The 19,132-nt window shown below is 58.1% G+C and carries 14 protein-coding genes and 1 pseudogene; 9 read left to right on the top strand and 6 right to left on the bottom strand.

Annotated elements, in window-relative coordinates:
* Positions 1-455: 455 nt before the first annotated feature.
* The 3 genes from M9Q49_RS24600 to M9Q49_RS24590 all read right to left on the bottom strand — a co-directional run bounded on the left by M9Q49_RS24600 (position 456) and on the right by M9Q49_RS24590 (position 6,031).
* Positions 456-4,067 carry a hypothetical protein gene (locus tag M9Q49_RS24600; RefSeq protein ID WP_254511734.1) on the bottom strand — a complete coding sequence of 1,204 codons (3,612 nt, stop codon included), beginning with the start codon at positions 4,065-4,067 and terminating at the stop codon, positions 456-458.
* 783 nt (positions 4,068-4,850) lie between these two features.
* Positions 4,851-5,819, bottom strand: coding sequence for a sugar phosphate isomerase/epimerase family protein (locus tag M9Q49_RS24595; RefSeq protein ID WP_254511733.1), 969 nt, complete (start codon positions 5,817-5,819; stop codon positions 4,851-4,853).
* Between the two features lie 53 nt (positions 5,820-5,872).
* A complete protein-coding gene (locus tag M9Q49_RS24590; protein ID WP_254511731.1) occupies positions 5,873-6,031 on the bottom strand; it encodes a hypothetical protein in 159 nt (52 codons plus the stop codon).
* A 501-nt stretch (positions 6,032-6,532) separates the two neighbouring features.
* Between M9Q49_RS24590 and M9Q49_RS35545 the strand changes: the two genes are divergently transcribed.
* The 9 genes and pseudogenes from M9Q49_RS35545 (at position 6,533) to M9Q49_RS24545 (ending at position 12,979) form a co-directional block, all read left to right on the top strand.
* Positions 6,533-6,916, top strand: a complete 384-nt coding sequence (locus M9Q49_RS35545) for an RNA recognition motif domain-containing protein (RefSeq protein ID WP_261365313.1) — start codon at positions 6,533-6,535, stop codon at positions 6,914-6,916.
* Between the two features lie 238 nt (positions 6,917-7,154).
* Positions 7,155-7,346: a hypothetical protein gene (locus M9Q49_RS24580; protein WP_254511730.1), complete on the top strand. Its 192-nt coding sequence runs from the start codon at positions 7,155-7,157 to the stop codon at positions 7,344-7,346.
* Between the two features lie 39 nt (positions 7,347-7,385).
* Entirely contained in the window at positions 7,386-7,712 is a 327-nt protein-coding gene (locus M9Q49_RS24575) for a hypothetical protein (protein ID WP_254511728.1), read from the top strand.
* 159 nt (positions 7,713-7,871) lie between these two features.
* The gene (gene hisH / locus M9Q49_RS24570; protein WP_254511726.1) at positions 7,872-8,501 is read left to right on the top strand and encodes an imidazole glycerol phosphate synthase subunit HisH; all 630 of its coding nucleotides are present in this window, start codon (positions 7,872-7,874) and stop codon (positions 8,499-8,501) included.
* Complete coding sequence (locus M9Q49_RS24565; RefSeq protein WP_254511724.1) at positions 8,502-9,320, top strand: hypothetical protein; 819 nt, start codon at positions 8,502-8,504, stop codon at positions 9,318-9,320.
* Positions 9,321-9,499: 179 nt separating this feature from the next.
* The gene (locus M9Q49_RS24560; protein ID WP_254511722.1) at positions 9,500-10,540 is read left to right on the top strand and encodes a hypothetical protein; all 1,041 of its coding nucleotides are present in this window, start codon (positions 9,500-9,502) and stop codon (positions 10,538-10,540) included.
* Between the two features lie 129 nt (positions 10,541-10,669).
* Positions 10,670-10,921, top strand: a complete 252-nt coding sequence (gene rpmA / locus M9Q49_RS24555; RefSeq protein WP_254511721.1) for a 50S ribosomal protein L27 — start codon at positions 10,670-10,672, stop codon at positions 10,919-10,921.
* 205 nt (positions 10,922-11,126) lie between these two features.
* Positions 11,127-12,149: pseudogene (gene obgE / locus M9Q49_RS24550) on the top strand (GTPase ObgE); the annotation flags it as partial.
* Positions 12,150-12,181: 32 nt separating this feature from the next.
* Positions 12,182-12,979: a type III pantothenate kinase gene (locus M9Q49_RS24545; RefSeq protein ID WP_254511719.1), complete on the top strand. Its 798-nt coding sequence runs from the start codon at positions 12,182-12,184 to the stop codon at positions 12,977-12,979.
* Here the strand turns inward: M9Q49_RS24545 and M9Q49_RS24540 are convergent.
* From M9Q49_RS24540 to M9Q49_RS24530, 3 genes are all read right to left on the bottom strand, one after another.
* Positions 12,976-16,815: an AAA family ATPase gene (locus M9Q49_RS24540; protein ID WP_254511718.1), complete on the bottom strand. Its 3,840-nt coding sequence runs from the start codon at positions 16,813-16,815 to the stop codon at positions 12,976-12,978. The genes M9Q49_RS24545 and M9Q49_RS24540 overlap by 4 nt on opposite strands.
* Before the next feature lie 100 nt (positions 16,816-16,915).
* Positions 16,916-18,151 carry a metallophosphoesterase family protein gene (locus M9Q49_RS24535; RefSeq protein ID WP_254511717.1) on the bottom strand — a complete coding sequence of 412 codons (1,236 nt, stop codon included), beginning with the start codon at positions 18,149-18,151 and terminating at the stop codon, positions 16,916-16,918.
* Positions 18,152-18,339: 188 nt separating this feature from the next.
* Positions 18,340-19,128 (bottom strand): hypothetical protein, encoded by a 789-nt coding sequence (locus M9Q49_RS24530; RefSeq protein ID WP_254511716.1) that lies wholly within the window; start codon positions 19,126-19,128, stop codon positions 18,340-18,342.
* Positions 19,129-19,132 lie beyond the last annotated feature (4 nt).

The raw sequence follows: 19,132 nt of genomic DNA, 5'->3' as shown, positions 1-19,132 counted from the left end.
GGTAGTCAACGAACATTGCTCACCAAGCTTCCGGCATGTGACTGGCGAATGCAACTTTTTTTGCCCGCCTTCCGGTAGCCCGACGCGTGAGCGAGGGTTTGGGCGAGAGAACAAAAGATGTGCTACCGTGCGACAGCACCATGGCAGCGGGTTTGACCTAAGTTCCCGCGCACCCACGGCCCATCGAGCACGCTCGATTCGCGAGCGTGACACCGAGTTCTACACAGCTGACAGACAACGATTCAGGTGCTGGGATTACGTCCCGTCATTCAAAACGCTCACTCTCACGGCGCTGTTCAACTTCTTCTAACTCCATTTCTTCGGCAATCTCAGATTGGAGACGAGCGTGAACTTCTCGTGCGGCCTCGGAAATCTCGCCCTTGGAGCTATCACTCAGTTGTTTAAATAACGCTATGCGTTTCTCGCGGATCTTCGCCCGCGAACCAGACCAAGAACTAATTTCGAGCAGCGACTCCGCAAAAAATCGCGATCATGGCTTTGACATTTGGCGCACGCTCAAGAATAGCAAGCGCCAAAGGCTTCCACTTCAACGGGTCTGAAGCAGGCTTCTCGTAGGGACTAAGAGTGGCAGCGATCTTAGTGTACCTAACCGCTGGGTCCTTTTCGCACCAAGCCAAGAGCACGCATTCCGGTATTTGCTCTATCGGATTTGGAAACGGGTGATGGTCGTACAGGAAGTAGCTTCTCCGCCTTCGGCCATTCTGAATCAGCATGCGGTCGAGGAATTCTTCGGGGCCTACAGCCGCAAGTGCGCTCATTAGCTGTGGATAGCTGTACGAGGAGATTGCATATGATTCAACTCCATCACCGATGGCTTTGCAGAGATGCATGGCAACTTTGCGGCCAGTCTTTCCTGAAACACAATTCCTAGTGATACTCGCCAAGTGATAGTCCTGCATATCCCTATGCTCAGCGCGCCCCGCTAGTTGCCATTGAAGCAAGAACCTTCTCGCAAACGTCTTCATTTTGGCATTTGAGCGAGTGTTCTCCTTGTCTGTCAGCCTCGCATCAAGTGCATCGATTGTGATTTCCTCTGCTCCCTTCAAGGGCTGTATTCCCGCGAGAATCTTTAACAGCCGTTGATCTCCAAGCTTGCGCTGAATGACTTGGTACGTGATTCGTCGGAATGCGAATGCGTCGACCAGCCCCGAACCGATTGCGCGATTCAGCCGAATGGCAGCAGCGTCACCGTCAGTCCAAAATTGAAGCTGTAACTCGGGCAAAAACGTGGCAAACTGTGGCTCGTGCGAAAGTCGCTCAACTGCACTGGTGACTAGCTCACGTTTACGCCGCCAAAGTTCCACCATAACGCCGTGAATTGCAGTCATTTCACGGCCGCGATTCGGGAGTGCGAGATATGTATCGATGAAAACATCAAGTAGACCATCAGGTTCATTGATGCCGCTTGCAATCCCTTGCGCAAACGAAAATACTCTTGGGCCACCGCTCCGTACGATTTCTGGAAGCAAGTCCTTCAATTCGTCACTGCACTCAGTCGCCAATTCAACTCCGAGGTCAAAAGCAACCTTATATGAACGCTCATAGGCTGAGCAAATGTCGAATTCTTCATTTGCATCGCCTGGTTCCGGTATATCGCGCGTATTTGAAAGCGCAATCGCTCTAATTTTTGCAATAAAGTCCTTCGGAGCGAATTCTTCGTTAAGGAGCACTGCTGCGTCTACGCAAGCTTTGGATAGTTGGTGACGGTATTGAAGGATCATACGAATAACCCCCCAGCCATCTGTCCAAGGCCGATGACTATGAAGTCGTCGCGCTACGTCGGACACCTCGTCGTGCAGCCCAACGTGAACCCAAACACCAAATAAACGCTCTGCAAAGCGACTTCTTACTTGTTCCGAAACCACCGAAGCACTACAGCCAAAGTGCAGCACGATATTAAAGAACTGCGCAAACCACTCTCTGATTTCGGCGCGCGTGGTCAGCGAGAGTCCGTAGTCTCGATCGCAAGCTCCAAACTCAAACGAGTCAAATATTGCTCGCGGTTCATCTTCAAGAGCAGCGGAGAATAGTTCTACACCCAGCGATTGTCTCTTGCTTTCGGGTGAACTGAGTAAATCCGAAACAACTTGAGCTCGCAGTTCTGGTGAGGCCTTAGTCCCAGAATAGCGTGATTGAAACAGGATCCGCAGGAAGTGCTGGCCGGGAGCGGAACTATCTTTCGTCTCGTTTATGGCAAACTCTATTAGGATATTGGTAGCTCGGCGGAAGTGCTTCTCGTTGTAGGCAATATGCCAGAGTATCTTGCAAATACTCCAGCGGTGAGTCTGCATGTGACTTCCAACGAAGTCACTTCCGAGCGTTTTTGACGCACGTTCGAAAGCTTTCAGCGTTTCTTCCGTCACCACCGGAGCGATGTATTCAAGCAGCGTGACTCTGTGTTTATCTATGTGCGCTAGAGAGTCTTCGATTTGACTAAGAAGTTCGCTTGCGATTCTTCTAGCAACAGGGGAGCTAACTAAGAAGCTGAGACGGTGGCAAAAAGATTGCAGCAGTCGCGGTGGGCCGGCAATAAAGTGCGCGAGCAGTCGCGCTATAGGCAGGGTCTCAAGCTCGCAACTCGCCATTGCGTTTGCGAGCGCATGCGGCAACACGGCACGAAATGGCCCGCGTGCCTGCACTAAATCGCGCATTCGCAGTTCTGCAATATCGGAATACAGCACCACTGGCGCCTTTTGTCCCAAGCACGCGAGTGATGCTAGTTCAGAACCAGGCGACGCTTCTTCGACGTCGAAGGAGTAAACAAGCGAACAAACCTCAGCAGACTTTCTTAGGCCGTGGTCTGCGGTGTTTCGCTGCTGGAATAGTCGGTCAAAAAGCTCCAAATCGCGAAGGTGTCCGATTGACTCATTTGGTTTCACTGTCTTAGAGATGGCTATTGCCAACCGCGAATTGCCTCCGGAAAAGGCCGCAATCTGGCGTCGATTGACTTCACTGATTTCCGGAAACCGCCGCTCAAGCAGCGTCTCTATTAGTTGATCACTCGCGGGCTCAAGCTTGAATACAATGCTATCATCGTAGATGTCGTCACGGACATCATATTCAACTGTTACTAAATTCAAACGGCTGTTGGGTTGCGTGCAGATATCTGCGAGCTTCTTGTGCAAATCTCGCGGACAATTATCCACCACCAAGTGCATGGGTGTTCCTGCCGCAAGAAGTGCCGTTGCCATCACGACCGGCGATGGGTGTGGATCGTCGGACATGTCTGCGTACAAGGCCCAATCCGGGTTGAGTGGATTTTCGGCCACCCGAGGATCGAAAAGCGATTGGACAAACCGCGTTTTGCCTATACCCGATAATCCTGCGATCCGTACACAAGCTTGCGCGCTCGACAGCGAAGTGCGCAGAGTGCGTATGCCATCCAATACGCTACTTCCACGGAGGTCGGCGTTGCGACGGTCAAAGAATCGCACGTGATCATCGATGATGTACTCGTCGTCGTCTTGTGGCGAACGCGACCAGTTGCCAAGAGGTCTCCAGCCTGCAATTGGCCGACCAATTTGTGTCCGTACCCACGCGCCCCAAGACGGATGGCAGCCTACCCACTGAGCGATCTTGTTTTGATCGAGGAAATGCAACGCGGTCGAGTTGAAACCTTTGGCTCGTCCAAGTGCAGTTTTCATCGCACCAAGTCGTTGCTTCAGCATTGTCTGACTAAGCGAGTCTTTTGAGCAGGCAATGACATATGCGCCGTTCTTTGCGACCAGCTCCTTGATCTCCTCTCGCAACACATTTTTAGGCCGCATTTCTGCCGTGATTTTCCCCTTTGGCATCGGAGAAGTCTTGACCTGGATTCCAGTGTTCCTCCTAGGAATGAAGCTGTTTGCCGGCGGTTCGTGATTGAGCGTTACAACGACATCTAGTCCACCGTCGCCTGCATTTTGATTGCCGCCGGTGTCAACTCCCAGCAATGAATGGCCAGCTATGCGTAAGTCCGCCTCACAGAGACCGCGAACGAGTACTCGGAAATCAGAATCGTTGAGAAGCGCGATGTCGCCGCCGGTAATGTCGAGAGGGGTAGACATGGCAACCTTGGAGGGAGGTCGTGCGGAACGCTTTCAATGTTGTAGCAGTAAAGCAATTCGAATGAATCGGAGTATGGATTGGATCAGTCGTCAGGCACTCGCATTCAGTTTCCGAATGGACAGACAAGTTCCAAATCTGCGGTGCTGCAAGATCGGTGTGGGTTTTCGGAAATAACCGTAGCCATTCACGCCAGCGTGAATGGTTACAAATAACCACAAATATTGACCAGAGTTGTCAACGACATTGAGTCTAATGTGGAGAGCAATTTGGCAGCACGCTTGGGGTTCAGACTGAGCGTGGGTGGGTGGCTGCTGCGCGGTGGGAAGAGTTTTAGCGGGCGTTCTTTGGCATCTTGGTGGTTGGGAAACGCGTTGGGCGTTTGACGTAAGTCGCGCGGCGAGGTTTGAAGGGGCGGGCGTTAGCGCGGCGGGTTGGACCGAAATCGCGGGGGTGATATTTCGTTATATCTTGAGTGTGATATTGCAGCCACAAATCGTCGCAAGCTGTTGTCTGGAAAGTCGTTGGGGAGCGTTTTGGAAATTGCATTCCCTGTTATAAAAGAGCCCCTTGGAATGAGGGGGTTGGTGGTTGATGCCGAGGTGAATTGTGGGTAGTTGGCGGGCGGGCGATGGGAATGGAGAGAGGGAGTTAGGTCGATTTGGGTTGACGTAACTTTGCGCAGGAGAAGTCTAGTTGCGGGTTAGCCCCTCACCCCGGCCCTCTCCCCGGAGTACTGAGGAGAGGGAGTGAGGAAGAGACGTCGCCTGAAGGCGGGACTACAGTTAAGCAAAATGCTCGGCGATTTTGCGGCGTAGGAAGGCCAGCGACTCGGCCATTTCACCCATGCCGTTCATGCCGTCTTCGATGCTGATCCAGCCGGTGTAATGGTGTTGGGCGAGAATGCGGAAGATCGTGTCGTAGTCGTTCAAGCCGCGGCCAGTCACGCCGTGGCGGAGGTTCGGCGAGTAGCCGAGTGTGCCGTCGTTTTGCTTCAGCTCGGCGAGGGTCGTGCCCTCGGCGAGGAAGCGATCGCTGGCGTGCATGCTGACGACGCGGTCGGCGATGTGCCGCAGCAGGTCGAGCGGGTCATCGCCGGCGACGATGGCGTTCGACGGGTCGTACTGCACGCCGAAGTGCTTGCGCTCGGAGATCGCGGAGACGAGTTCGAGGAAGACGTCCTGCTTCTGCGCGAATTCGGGATACTTCCAAAAGCCGTCTTTGTAATGGTTCTCGATGCCGAGAATCACGTCGTGTTCACGGGCGATGGGAATCAACTGCTCGATGCATTCGACGACCCAGCCGATTCCTTGTTGGCGGGCGACCTCGGGATAGCGCTGGCCGCTCAGCACGCGACAAACAGCGCCGGCACCGCCAAGGCGTTTCGTTACTTCGATCAGTTGGATATGTTTGTCGACGGCCCGTTTTCGCGCGTCCGCATCAGGATTGGTGAAGTCGGGCGAGCAGCAGAGCATCGGCATTCGTCGGCCGGTGGCTTCGATGGCAGCGCCGACGGAGTCGAGATAGGCGGGCTCGAGGCTGCGGAAAAAGCCGTCGTACATCTCGAGGCCGTCGGCATCGAGTTGCCGCGATTGCTCGATCCATTCAAAGACCGTCATCGTCGGCTGCGGGCCGGCGATTTGTTCGAGATAGCACTTGGGGAAAGCAGAGATGCGGGGTTGCATGAATGAGTAGGTCGGCAGTGCAGTGCCGGACGAATGCGGGTGTGTGAGCGCGAAGGCGCGGGAACGCATTTGTCTGGCACTGAAGTGCCTGACCTACACAGGATACAAAGAAACGGGGCGAGTTACTTCGGCAACTTATACTTCGCCTTGAACACGCCGTCGGCCCGTTGTTGCGAGCATTGCGGATGTTCGCCCGATTTGCTGTACGAAGCTTTGCCGCAGACGGGGCACAGATTGGGGATCAGGGCGCGAAAGACAGGCGTTGGCTTTTTCTCACTCACAACAGTTCTCCCGATCGGCGGCAGCGAGTTCGGCGCGGCGCCAGGACTTCAAGGGGCTGTGTGAATGGGCACGCTCTGAGTGAGCTGCGCGGCATGGCGTGGCGAAGACCAGTCAATGCCAGGCGGTTCTTAGTCTTCCAAGCCAAGAGGTTGCGAAATGTAGCGCCGAAAACCGAATTTTTGCGGCGTTTGACATCTGGAATGATGACTTCAGTCTCCCTCACCCAGGCTGACAGCACAACTTGCAAATGAGTTTGCGGCGAATTATTCCCGAAATCGGTCCTGGGAAATGGCAATTGTGCTGGGCAGCGGCTTCCGGGGCTGCTACAAACGGGGTAGTCGGTCTGACGACCAAAGCGCTGCGGGCCATTTTCTGTCCTTGTTCGCCGCCCCTTGCTTCGCCCTTCCCACTTGGCGGACCACCACGCTGGTTCTCTTTCTTTTGGCCCAGAAAGCACTTCGAAGGGCCCTCGTTAGGTTTGCAGGAATTGTATTGTGGCAATGCGTTTGTATGTCGGTAATCTCAGCTACAGCACCACCAATGAATCGCTCGAACAACTGTTCAGCGAATTCGGTCAGGTGAAGAGCGCCCAAGTGGTCATGGATCGCGACACCGGTCGCAGCAAGGGTTTCGGCTTCGTCGAAATGTCGGATAACAGCCAGGCCCAGGCTGCGATCAACGGCCTCAACTCGAAGGACGTCGATGGACGTTCGTTGACCGTCAACGAAGCTCGCCCGCGTGAAGAACGCAGTGGCGGCGGCGGTGGTGGTTACGGTGGTGGCGGCGGCGGCCGTGGTGGTCGCGGTGGCGGTGGCGGCGGCTACGGTGGTGGTGGCGGCGGTGGCGGCGGCTACGGTGGTGGCGGCGGCGGTCGTCGTTACTAAATCGACTGCTGTCGACATCGACTACGGTCGACGATCAATACTCGACTTCGGTCGACGATAAACACGTTTTGATAACCGAGAACGCAGCCCTGGCTGCGTTCTCTTCTTCTTTCGCGCTCCGAAAGTAACTATGCCCCAAAAAAGACGCGCTCCGCAGCCGAATAAACGACAACAGGCGACTCGCCCACCGTCCGACACTCGCCGACATTCACTGGCTTCCATCATTCCGTCTGAGCCCGTGGCTCCCACGGTTTACGGCAAGGCCATCATCATCGCCGAAGACTCCGCGAAGAAGACCTTTCACTTTCACGGCGGTGCGTGGGTCGAATATCCCGAATCGATCGCCGAGTGCCGTCGGACTTGCCTGGTGAAGGAACTGCCGCAAAAGCTGAACAACATGACGCGCTACGAAGTGCGCCGCCCCGAGTAACTTTGGCTGACCCGAGGCTTTCGTACTGCGCGGTGAACCATGGAATTCTTGAAGCGACTCCAGAATTGGTTCAGCCGCGCCGGTCGCGACGAAAATCTCATGAGCAAGGCCATGACCCTGGCCAACGAAAAGCAGCCTGAGGAAGCGATCAAACTCTACACCGAGCTAATGCGCTCGACGACGGCCAGCAGCGAAACGAAAGCCCGGGCCCTTTTCAATCGCGCCCTGGCTCATTCTTCTCGCAAGGACGACACGCAAGCTGTCGCCGATCTCAAGCAGTTGACCGCGATGACCGACATTCCCGAAAACGTTCGGAATGCCGCCCGCACGCAGTTGGTTCGCATTCAAAATCGCAGTGTGGCTTAGTTGCCGTTTGCACTCGCATAAATCGCAGCTACGGCGGCGAACCTGGCGAGCGAGCGAAGTGTCCCAAGGTTGCAGCCAATCTGCGCGCGAGTAAAATTTGTCGGTAAGCGAGTCGCGCCGTGGCTCGCAATGTTTCGGCACTAACAAAGAAAGCTTCGCATGAGCCGCGTGGCCATCATCGATTACCAGATGGGGAATTTGCGGAGCGTGCAGAAGGGCTTTGAACGCGTCGGCGTCGCTGCCGAAATCGTCGCCGATCCGCGGCAAATTGGCCCGGCCGACAAAATCGTCCTTCCCGGCGTTGGCGCGTTTGGCGATGCGATTGCCGAGCTCCGCCGCCGCGACTTTGTGCCGCTCATTCGCGACGCCGTTGCCGCGAATCAGCCGTTTTTGGGCATTTGCCTTGGTTTGCAGATGCTCTTTGATGTGGGCTACGAGGGTGGTGAGCACGAAGGGCTCGGCATTCTTCGCGGCAAGGTGCAGCGATTCGATCTGCCGCACGAATTCAAAGTGCCGCACATGGGCTGGAACAAAGGCCGCATCTTGCAGCCCGCGCCGGTGCTGAGCGAAACGGCTCAGGACACGTTTTTCTACTTCGTCCACTCGTACTACGTGGCGCCCGAAGATCGCAACATCGTCGCCATCGAAGCCGATTACGGCGGTCCGTTCTGCGCTGCGGTGTGGAAGGACAATCTCTTTGCCACGCAGTTTCACCCGGAAAAGAGCCAAGCCGACGGACTGAAATTGCTGAAGAATTTTGCCGCGTTGCCAGTTGCGGCGGCAGTTTAAATGACGAGCACGGCAATTCCGGCGCGATTGCAGCAGATGTTGCAAAGCTCGCTGCAACATGTTGGCAGCGAGCAGGAACGGCAGGAACTTTCGGCCGTTGTGCTCGCGGTTGCCGACGCGGCGTGGCGCGGCTGGATTGGTCAGCGCACAGCGGAAGATAATCGCCAAGAGCACGAATTTGTGGTGCTCGACAATTTTCTCCGCATCGCTGCAGGGGAACCGCTGACGACGACGGACAAGCGCGCGGGCATTGCGTTCGTGTTCTTTCACGACGCTGCGTTCATTCATCGCATCACTGAACTTGAGATTCGCGCCGCAGCCGATGAAGCAAGTCGTGTGCGGCTGCTGGGACTCAAAGCCCAACAGCGCGAACGGCACATGGCCGAAGGAGCGGCGAATGCGCGCGAGGTTTTGCCCACGGTGACTTCTGGCGGTCAGCCACTTTTGAATGCCACCGAGATCGAGCGGTGTGCAGATTTGATCGCCCGGCATGACGCGTGGAAACTTGGTCAGCCTTGGCCCTTGAGTGACGACCGGTTGGCGCTGGCCTGCGTCGAAGCCGACGCGCTGTGGCCGCTCCATCCGCTGGGCGTCTTGGCCGATCTGGAACGTCCGACCGAAACCGGCGTCCCGACCGGCGACTCTGGCGATCCGCAGCAATGGCAACGACTGGTGGCCAACAGCAGCGTGACCCTGCGGGAGTTCCGCACCAATTGGGATCACCTGCCGGCGGACAAGTGTTACGGCGAGACGATCTTCCGCACGGCGGTGGGGCAGGAGATTTATCGGAGTTGGGCGGAATTTTGGCGGTTGGGCTGAGGTCGCCATGAACCCGGCCGGAGGGTCGTAGCGAATATCGGGAATAGGCAGGCGGTGGCGCGACGAATCGTTGAGTTGCCCACGGTTCGAAAAATGGCGTTTGCTAGGAGTTCGCCCAGGCGGGAACTATACTAAACGGCTGCATTTTTGTTTCTGGCGGAATGTCGTCGATGGTCCCTATGAAAAACCTTCGCTTTGCCTTGGCTTGCCTGGCATTTCTCGTGCTGGGAATCGCGTTGCTGCAGGTTCCTGCGCTGGCTCAGCAGCGGCGTCTTGCGCCGGGCGTGCTCACGACCATTCCGCCGGCCCCCGAAGACGTCGAAATGTTCAGCGGGCCGCGGCCACTCGTCGAAGTGCTCGCGATTCCCGATCTCGACTACAAGCCCAATCTAAGCCCCAAGAGCAACACCGCTTTTGAACGGGCCAAGGTCAGCATTCTGCGGCGAACGATTTGGAACCTCGAGTTCTCGTTCAAGCCGTTCCGCATGGTCGAAGTCGAAATGCCCCAAGCCAACGGCAAGATTCAGAAGAAGCTGATTTGGTACATGGTTTATAAGGTGAAGAACAACGGCGGACATTGGAAGCCGGCTAAGAAGCCACTCGAACCTAAATTCAACCGCCCACATGAAGTGGAAGGAAAGGAAACGACGAACACGATCAATGTGCTCGGTAAGGAAACCGACGAGTTGCGGTTCTTTCCGCACTTTGTGCTCGATGCGGTCGAGTTCAACAAGCAATATCTCGATCGGGTCATTCCCGCCGCGATGGGGCCGATTCGGGCCCGCGAGTTTCCCGGCGACAACAAGACGCCGCTGTACGATTCGCAGTCGATCACCGAAGTGGCCATTCCCGTCAGCACGCCCGATTCGGACAAGAGCGTGTGGGGCGTCGTGATGTGGGAAGATGTCGATCCGCGGACCGATTACTTCAGCATCTACATTCAAGGACTGACGAACGCCTATCAATACGAAGATCCAGCCGGCAAGTTCAAGGCCGGCGATGTCCCCGGCAGTGCTCGCCAGACGAGCCTGAAGACGCTGCGGCTGAACTTTTGGCGGCCTGGCGATGCCATCGCCGAGAACGAAGGGGAAGTTCGCTACGGCATGCGGATCGATGCCGATGCCGCCGAGCAAGCTAAGGTGTTTGGCCTGTTCAAAGCCAACGAGCGACTCGACTCGGAATGGATCTATCGGCCTCTTTTGGGCTCAAAAGCGCCTTGATCACGGAGCGTCGGTCCGGTAAACTCTTGGATTCCCCGGCTTTTAGTGCCGTTGTCACGATCTGCGTGGCTAGTCACTGGTCGGCCTATCTCTTAGCAGTTTAACGGTTTACGTCGCAGGATTTTCGTCATGGCACATAAGAAGGGTCAAGGCTCTACCAGCAACGGTCGCGATTCGAATCCGCAAATGCGCGGTGTGAAGAAGTTCGGCGGCGAAAAGGTAATTGCTGGTAATATTCTCGTTCGTCAGTGCGGCACGGTGTTCCGCGCCGGTCGCAACGTCGGCCAGGGCAAGGACTACACGCTGTTCGCTCTCGTCGAAGGCGTGGTCAAGTTCGATCAAGACAGCCGGCGCATCAACGTCGACGTCGCCACGAACTAACGTTCGTCACGTCGGTCTCTGATAGTGAAGCATGGAAGGCTCGCGCTAGCGCGGGCCTTTGTTTTTTGGGGTGTCCAAAATCCTCTACTCACTATTTTCTCCTCTCGACTTTCACTGGTGAACCACGAAAGTCGAGAGGAGATAGTTGCAAGTAGATTTTAGCTGGATGACGGTTCGGCTGAGAAAGTAAACGAGTGAGTGAGTTATGTTTGTCGACCGCGTTCAGATTGAAATCCAAGCCGGCAAGGGCGGCAACGGCTGCATGAGCTTTCGCCGCGAGAAGTACGTCCCGAAGGGTGGTCCCGACGGTGGCGATGGCGGCAAGGGTGGCAGCATCATCATTGTGGCCAAGGACGGCGTGAATAACCTCTCGGGGTTTTCGCACCAGAAGTTTTGGAAGGCCCCGAGTGGCGCCCACGGCAGCGGCTCGAACAAAGCGGGCAAAGACGGCCACGACATGATCCTGGAAGTGCCGACCGGCACCCTGATCATCGACGCCAAGAACGACTTCATCATTCGCGACATGACGACCGATGGCGACACCATCATCGCGGCCCGCGGCGGTGAAGCCGGCAAAGGAAACACGCGGTTCAAGACCTCGACCAATCGCGCTCCGCGCGATCATACGCCCGGCGGCGAAGGCGAAAAACGCGAGCTGCTGCTCGAGCTGAAGGTGATCGCCGATGTCGGCATCATCGGCATGCCGAACGCCGGTAAGAGCACGCTCCTGAGTCGCCTGACGAAGGCCCGGCCCGCGATTGCCGATTATCCGTTCACCACGAAGTTTCCCAACCTCGGCATGGTGCAGGTCAGCTTCGATCGGCACTTTGTGATGGCCGATATTCCCGGGCTGATCGAAGGCGCGAGCCACGGTGCTGGTCTCGGCCATGAGTTTCTCCGGCACATCGAACGGGCCGGCATTCTCGTCCATCTCGTCGAGCCATTTCCGGTCGATGGGAGCGATCCGATCTCGAATTACCGGGCCATTCGCGAAGAGTTGGTGCAATACGACGCTCGCCTCGGCGAACGGCCTGAGATTGTCGCCGTGACGAAGTGCGAGCTGCCGGAAGCGAATGAAATTCGCGATAAGCTGGCCGCGGAAATCGGTCAGCCAGTGCATCTCATCTCGGCCGTGACCGGCGAGAGCTTGAACCTGGTGATGCGGGCCGTGACCGAGGCCCTGGATGCCCGCGATGCGGCGGCACGTGAAGCTGCTGCTCGCGAAAACGCTCCCCAAGAAAGTGTCGCCCGGAGTGAGGCATGAGCCTGCCTAGCCGCAGCGAAGATTCGTTGCTGGCCGTCGACATTGGCAACAGCTTCGCCAAGCTCGGGCTGTTTCCGTCGGCGAACGTTGCCGCGGCGAACCTGCCGTCACCGACGGTTGTCTTTGATTTTGCGACCGCCGAGGGGCCGGCGGTTTCTTTGCTCGAAAATCTGCCGATCGAAACGCTTCGCTGGCGAGTGAGCAGCGTGAATCGCGCGGGCTTTCAAAAGCTGGCTCAGTTCGTTCGCCAGCACCGGCCCGCAGATGATTTTCAGCAGCTGAGCTACCGCGACCTGCCAATCGAAGTCCTGGTCGATGAGCCCGACAAAGTGGGACTCGATCGCCTGGCCGCTGCAGTGGCTGCCAATGTGCTGCGACCGTCGAACACGCCCGCCATCGTCGTGGGAGCTGGTACCGCCGTGACGGTGAACCTGATCAGCGAGACCGGCGCGTTCCTGGGCGGGACGATTCTGCCAGGCTTTCGCCTGTCGGCCGAAGCGCTCTTCGGCGGCGCCGATTTTCTGCCTCTCGCGCGGATTCAACCCAATGACGAACCGCCACCCGTGGTCGGTAAGAATACGAACGATGCGATCCGCAGCGGCCTCTTCTGGGGCGCGGTCGGCAGCGTGCGCGAGATCGTGACGCGGATGAAGCAAGAGCTAGCCGTCGAGCCGGCGCTCTTCGTCACTGGTGGTGACCTGCGACGACTCTCGCCGCTCGTCGCCGAGCATGCGCAGTACCTGCCGCATCTCGTGCTCAGCGGTATTGCGGTGGCCAGCTCGCAGCGAACTTAATCCGCATACATTTCGGGCGATTCCCAAGTGAATCGGCGGCGCGGTTCCGGTTTGATCTCGACCGACACAACCTTCTTCGGCTGCTTCACGACCACCGGTGCAACGACGATCGGTGCGGGAGGTGGTGGCGGCGCGACGTAGATCGGCTCCATCAAAATCGGCGCGGGTGGCGGCAACGGTGCTGGTGGTGGCGGAGGCGGCGCGACAATCACGATCGGCCGGCGCGGCTCGATCGCTTGTGGCCGCGGCGGCGGAGGTGGTGCGGGGGCAACCACAACCGGTTCCGGCTGGCGGTACGTATAAACTTCGTAGCTCGGCGTGGGTGGTGGTGGCGGCAACGGTGCGGGAGGAGCCGCGAGTGCCCAGCTGTCGGGCAGGTCGTTCACGCCCCATTGATAGCCGCTGACCTTCGGTTGCGGCGGCGGTTCCGGCGCGGCGATGAAGACCGGCTTCGACGGCGCGGGAGCCGTGGCGATGGGCCAGAAGTCGGTGTAGCTCACCTTCGGTTCGGGCGGAGGCGGCGGCAGTTTTTTCAGCTGCCAGGCGTTGTTCGGGTCAAACCACTGCTCTTCGACCGAAGCCATATCGAACAGTTCATTCGGATCGATCTTGATCCGTTCGCGCTTCGGCTCTTCGACTGGTTCTGGCGGCGGAGGCGGCGGCAACTCGATCTTGGGTTCGATCTTCGGCAGTTCTTTCTTCTTTTTCTTCCGCACCGGTTCGGCGGGGATGACTTCGACCGTGGTGCCGCGGTTCGGCAAGTTGCGAGCGACGAAGTTCGCTTCCTCGCAGATCTGCTGGATGTGTTCGTGGCAGGTGAAGAGGATGACCTGATGTCCTTCCTTGGCGAATTCGTACATCACCTGGGCCGTCGCACGCACGCGGCCGGCGTCGAAGTTGACGAGCACGTCGTCGAGCACCAGCGGCAGCTTGGCGCCCTTGCGGCCGAACGACGCAGCGAGCGCGAGACGAAGGCTGATGTAAACCGCTTCTCGCGTACCGCGGCTGAGAACTTCGAGCGGCAGCGATTGATGGCGGTGATCTTCGATAAGAAGCGCACGGCGATCGAGGGGCATCCACACGCGGGTGTAGTGCCCCTGCGTGATCTTGCCGAGATAGATCGAGGCTTCGCGGAGCGTTTCCGGTTGGCGATCGGTTTCGTAGGCCTTGCGGACGGAGTCGAGAATGCGGCTGATGGCGGCTAGCTGTTGCCAGCGGCGGGTTGAGTTGCGGAGTTGCTGTTCGATCATGCCGACTTCAAGGGTCGCTTCGCTGAGGCGGCGATCACCGGCCAGCTTTTGCATCTCCGAATTGATCACGCCGCGGCGCTCGTGCATTTGGGCGAGCTTGGTGCGGATGTCCTGAGCCTTGGCGACGCGTTCGTCCCAACGCTGTTGCAGGTCGCGACCTTCGCGAGCAAAGACGCCGCTGATCGTTTCTTCGGCGAACTCATCGTGCAGCTGATGCTTGATCTTTACCGAGATTTCGTCGCGTTGCTTGCGAAGATCGAGCAGCTTGGCATAGTCGGCCGCCGCATTCTTAAATCCGGCGGCATCGACGACGCCAGCGACGCTGAAGAGCGAGTGGCGACGGCGAATGGCATTGCGGATGCCGCTTTGGAACTTGGACTTCGTCTTCTTCAGGCGGCGGATCTTGAGGACCAGCCCTTCCCGCATTTCGAGCGTCTCTTTTTCGGCAGCGAGAGCTTGCGAGAGCTGGCGGATCTGCATCTGCGGCTTGTCGGTGGCTGGCGTGACGCGCACGTCGGCCATCAGTTGCTGCACGCGGCTGCAGAAGACAAGGAGCTCGCGTTCGCGCTGTTCGAGTTCATCCTTGCGAGCTTCGCGACGACGACGGCTGTCGGCCAGGTGATCGGTGCTCTTGGCGACCGCGCGAACTTTGTGCGGCTGAAAGTCTTCAGGCAAGCCCGCGCTCCGAAGAGCGTTCTTCCAGCGATTGCGAGCTTCTTTCAACGATTCTTGAGCGGCAGCGTAACGGCGCTGAGCCACCTCGTTGCGAGCCGAGCAGGCTTCGAGTTCTGTCTTCTGCGGCGCCATCCGTTCGAGTTCGCGCAGTTCGTTCTCGGCTTCACGCAGGCGAATGTCGAGAGCGCCGCCGCCGGTCGGCAGTTCGGCGTCGAGTTCGTCACGCTGCTGCTTGAGATCGGCGACCTGGTTGCGAGTGGCATCGAGATGGCGGCGAGCATCGACAGCCGTGTCTTCACCCTGACGTTCGAGCAGGAACTTGCCGAAGATCGATCCGGCGCCAAAGGCGAGCCCGAAGCCAATCAGGGTCAAGTTCGGCTGAGTAGCATCCTGCCACATCAGTAAGTATTGGTTGAAAACGCCGAAACCAACGAGCATCACACCAAAAGAGAAGATGGCACCGAGGGCCATCGTGACGCGCATCGGCGTCTCTTGGTATTCGTGCGCTTCATCGGCTTCGAATTCGAGCTCGCTGCGGCGATTGCCGAGGGCATCGAGCCGTTCTTCGACCTGAATTCGCTTTCGCAGGATGGCAACTTTGTTGCCAGCCGCCTGAATCGACTTATTCAGATCGGCCATCCGTAACCGACTCACGCCTTCGAGCTGGACGGTCAGTTGCTCGACATCGCGCTTGGTATTTTCCGCTTCGACGCGAGCTTTTTCGACGGCTTCGGTTTCCTCGCGGAGCTGCTGCGAGGGCCGCTTCAGCAACGCGACGGTGTCGCGCGGCAGTTCATCGAGGTTCGTTGCGCCGCTGTTCTTGGCCAGGCCGCCGAGTTGGCCGTCGATCTCTTGATCGAGGCGCTTCAGCTCTTCCTTGAGACGCGTGATTTGCCCTTCGAGCGTCACCAGCCATTGCGAGTGTTCGCCGAGGGCTTCGATGCGCGGAATGGCCGAAATCAGGCCGCGATTGACCTCGATGCTCTCAAGATCTTTGTTGAGTTGTTCCGTTTTCGCCGCGAGCCGCTTGAGCTGCTTCTTTCCCTTGATGATTTTTCGTTTAAGGAGTTCGAGGCGTTCGACGGCTTTTTCCGGCAACGCTTTGACGGTGGCCATCGAGGCGATCTGGCGATCGAGATCGACGCGTACGTACCACGGCTGTTGGATTTCGAGGGCAACTTCCATCAATCGCGAAGCTGCATCGTTGCCATCGATCGAGCGTTCGAGCTCGCCCGCTTCTTCGGCAATCATCGCTCGTTCGGCGGCCAGCTCGGCCCAACGGCGCGAAGCCGACGACAGATCGGCAATCTCGGCGCGCAGCGTGTCGCGCTCTTGCATCAAGCTCGGGATCTTCGACGCGGTATCATCGGCCGACAGCAAGCGATCACGCGAGGCGCCGAGCTCACGCATCACGTCGATGATCGAAACGCGATCGAGGCCCGTCGAAAGTTTGTACAGAAGATCGGCAGCAGCCGTATCGTCGAGAACGGCCAGCTCTTGAATTTCTCGCAGGCCGATGGCGAAAACGTTGTTGAAGGTTGGTTCATCGACGCCAGCGAGGAGGGCATCGAGGTGCGACAGATCGCGCGGCAGACCTTGCGCATCAACGAGCGTGAGATGGCCGCGCTCATCGGGCAGGTCGTCCATCTTGGCGCTGCGTTGCACGACGAACTGGCCGACATTGCTGCCGAGCTTCAGCCGGCCGCCGATTTTGCCGCCGAAAACCGGTGGCAAATAGCGTTGCCGCCGCGCAACGGAAAAACCATACAGCACGCTGCGCACGAACTGCATGACCGTAGTTTTGCCGGCTTCGTTCGGTCCGTAGATGACCGTGGCTTCGTCGGAAAGATCCGGCAAGCGCAGGCCCGTCCAGGCGCCAAAGCCTTCGATATCGATTTCTTTAATCTTCATGCCGGCGACTCCCTGCCGCTGAAGTGTGAACTGGGGTTAGCCGAATCATTCGACTTTGTACCCGCATCTCCCTCGCTTACGCGTCGGGCTACCTTGTTGATCATGACAAAATCCTCGCTGGGCCACGTTCGTCGGCCCCGAGCAGCTGCGCACCGAGGAGCGCCGCTTCGCGGAGGAGCGTTTGTTTGTCCATGCCTGTGCCGATCTGGGCGATGCTCGCGAGCGACGACTGCTGATGCCGCGTCGGCACAAAGGTCGACAGGTCGAGCGGTTGATCGTCGTCGTGGCAGGCCTTTTCGATCGCGCGGAGAAATTCGCCAAGCATCGTGTCTTCGGTCATCCAACCAGGATTGAGCAAGCCGCTTGCGCACTCGACGCCGATCGACCACAGCGGCACGCGACTGCCGCCGAATTCGTTCCGCAGCCAGGTGAGCATTTCGGCCGAAACCTTTTCCCGCTGCGCGAGCGTCGGCGTGCCGCTGAGTCGCATTTCCCACGAAACCAAGAGCGGCCGATCGTCACTTTCGGTGCGCAGGTCTTTCACGCGTTCGAGAAACGGTCGGCGCTGATCGGCGACCGGCGCGGTAGGATCCATCGAGATGTCTTCGGTTTGAAACCGCACGGCATCGGTCGGAATGAGTTGCACGCGGGTCTTGCCGTCGGATTCGACATGCACGAGCGAGCAGCCATGCGCGCCGGCGTGTTGCGGCTTGCGACCTTGCGGTGAACCGGGATAGTGAACGGTTCGCAGCGAATCGCCGTGTGTAGTGCGATGCGGCGAACCACCGAGGGCCCAATAATTCACGGGCTTGTGCAGCAACGGACTGATCTCGGTTTGGCCGTAGCTGACCGCGACCGTGAAGAGGCGATCGAAATCGGGTGCGAGCGGATCGAGCGGCGCCGTCGGACCTTGCCAGCTGCGGCCACGCACGGAGGCGATTGGTTTGTCTTCGCGAAAATGCGTGAACTCTTCGACCTGATAGGCCGGAAACAAATTGACGTTCTTCGGCAGCCGCGCGGCGCCGGGCCATTGTTGCGGCGGATCGGTCACGCCGCCGGCCCAATACACGCCGATGTCGTTTTCATTCATCCGCGTAAATTGTTCGATGAGAAACGCCACCGACCGCGGACCGGCCTGGTCGATGTCGAGCAAGTTGCCGCTGAGAACAATGAAATCGACGCGCTCGCGAATGGCGACATCAAAGACACGCTGCGCCGCCGTGAATGGTGCATCGACGAGCAACGGGCGCAGCGCTTCGGGCACGTCAGCCAAACCGGTCAACGGCTGCTGCAGGTCGAAATCGCCTGAGTGCAAAAAGCGAAAGGCATGGCCCATGGTCGTCCTCCGTGCGACGCGCAAACCGGCCGTCGTTGGCCGGCGAAAATTTCTGTCACGCGCTAAACTAACACAACCGGCAGAAATTGCCTACGTCGAAAGGGGCTAGGGATGAGGGGCGAGGGACTAGGGCAGGGGGAAATACAGAAGCGGGGATGATTCGGGCGATGCTGGCTGGCGAGTGCTAGCTATCCATCGAAGCGGCGGTCGGAGTAGAGGATCCAAAAAGATTGTGCTGCGTTGATCAGGGCAGCGGCAGCATTGAGCGCGATCGTTGAGAATCCAACCCAATGCATGGGGTCTTTCGTTTTTGGATGCAGCAGGTCGCGCACCAGAATCGTACCGAAGAGAATCATGACTGCTAGCGCGGCGGGAATCGCGACGAGGCCGGCCATTATTCGCGAAATTCCCAGGAGGGGCGTCAAACCCACTACGTAGAGCCCAGCAATGGCGGCCAAGACATAGGCCTGGCTGAGCCGGTCGCCACGTAACGAATTCAAAGCAAGCCAATAAATGCTGCTGATGACGAGCAGCACCACGGCCCGCACCACGTTCATCTGGCGCAACGTATTCCCTGAGCCCAGTTCTTCCGTCAGCGAATTGCTGCCTAGCTGGACATACCAGGCCTCGCTGACTTTCAGCCCCAACCAGGCGGCGCCGGCCATCAGCAGAATCCAATGCCCGAGTTGCACCGGGAACGTTGCCGACCGCTGCCACTTCCGCCAAACCGCCAAAGGGAGCGCGGCGAGTCCGGCGGCCGAGGCGATGACCATGAGCAACTGAGCAGCATTGGTCGGCGTCAGCATCTGGTAGAGCGCGCCGATAAAAAAGCCGTCGTTGTAAATGACTATCGCCAGCGCAACGAAAAACAGCACGCGATACTCGGGCCCAATCTGCTCGCCGCGCGCGATCGGGTCCGCGTCGAGCGACGGTTGAATTTCATCTTCAGGGACGGGCGATTCGTAGGGGTTGGTCATGAAC

Origin of the sequence: Anatilimnocola floriformis (assembly GCF_024256385.1) — a bacterium.
Taxonomy (GTDB): domain Bacteria; phylum Planctomycetota; class Planctomycetia; order Pirellulales; family Pirellulaceae; genus Anatilimnocola; species Anatilimnocola floriformis.
This window is presented reverse-complemented; position numbering and strand designations above follow the sequence as displayed.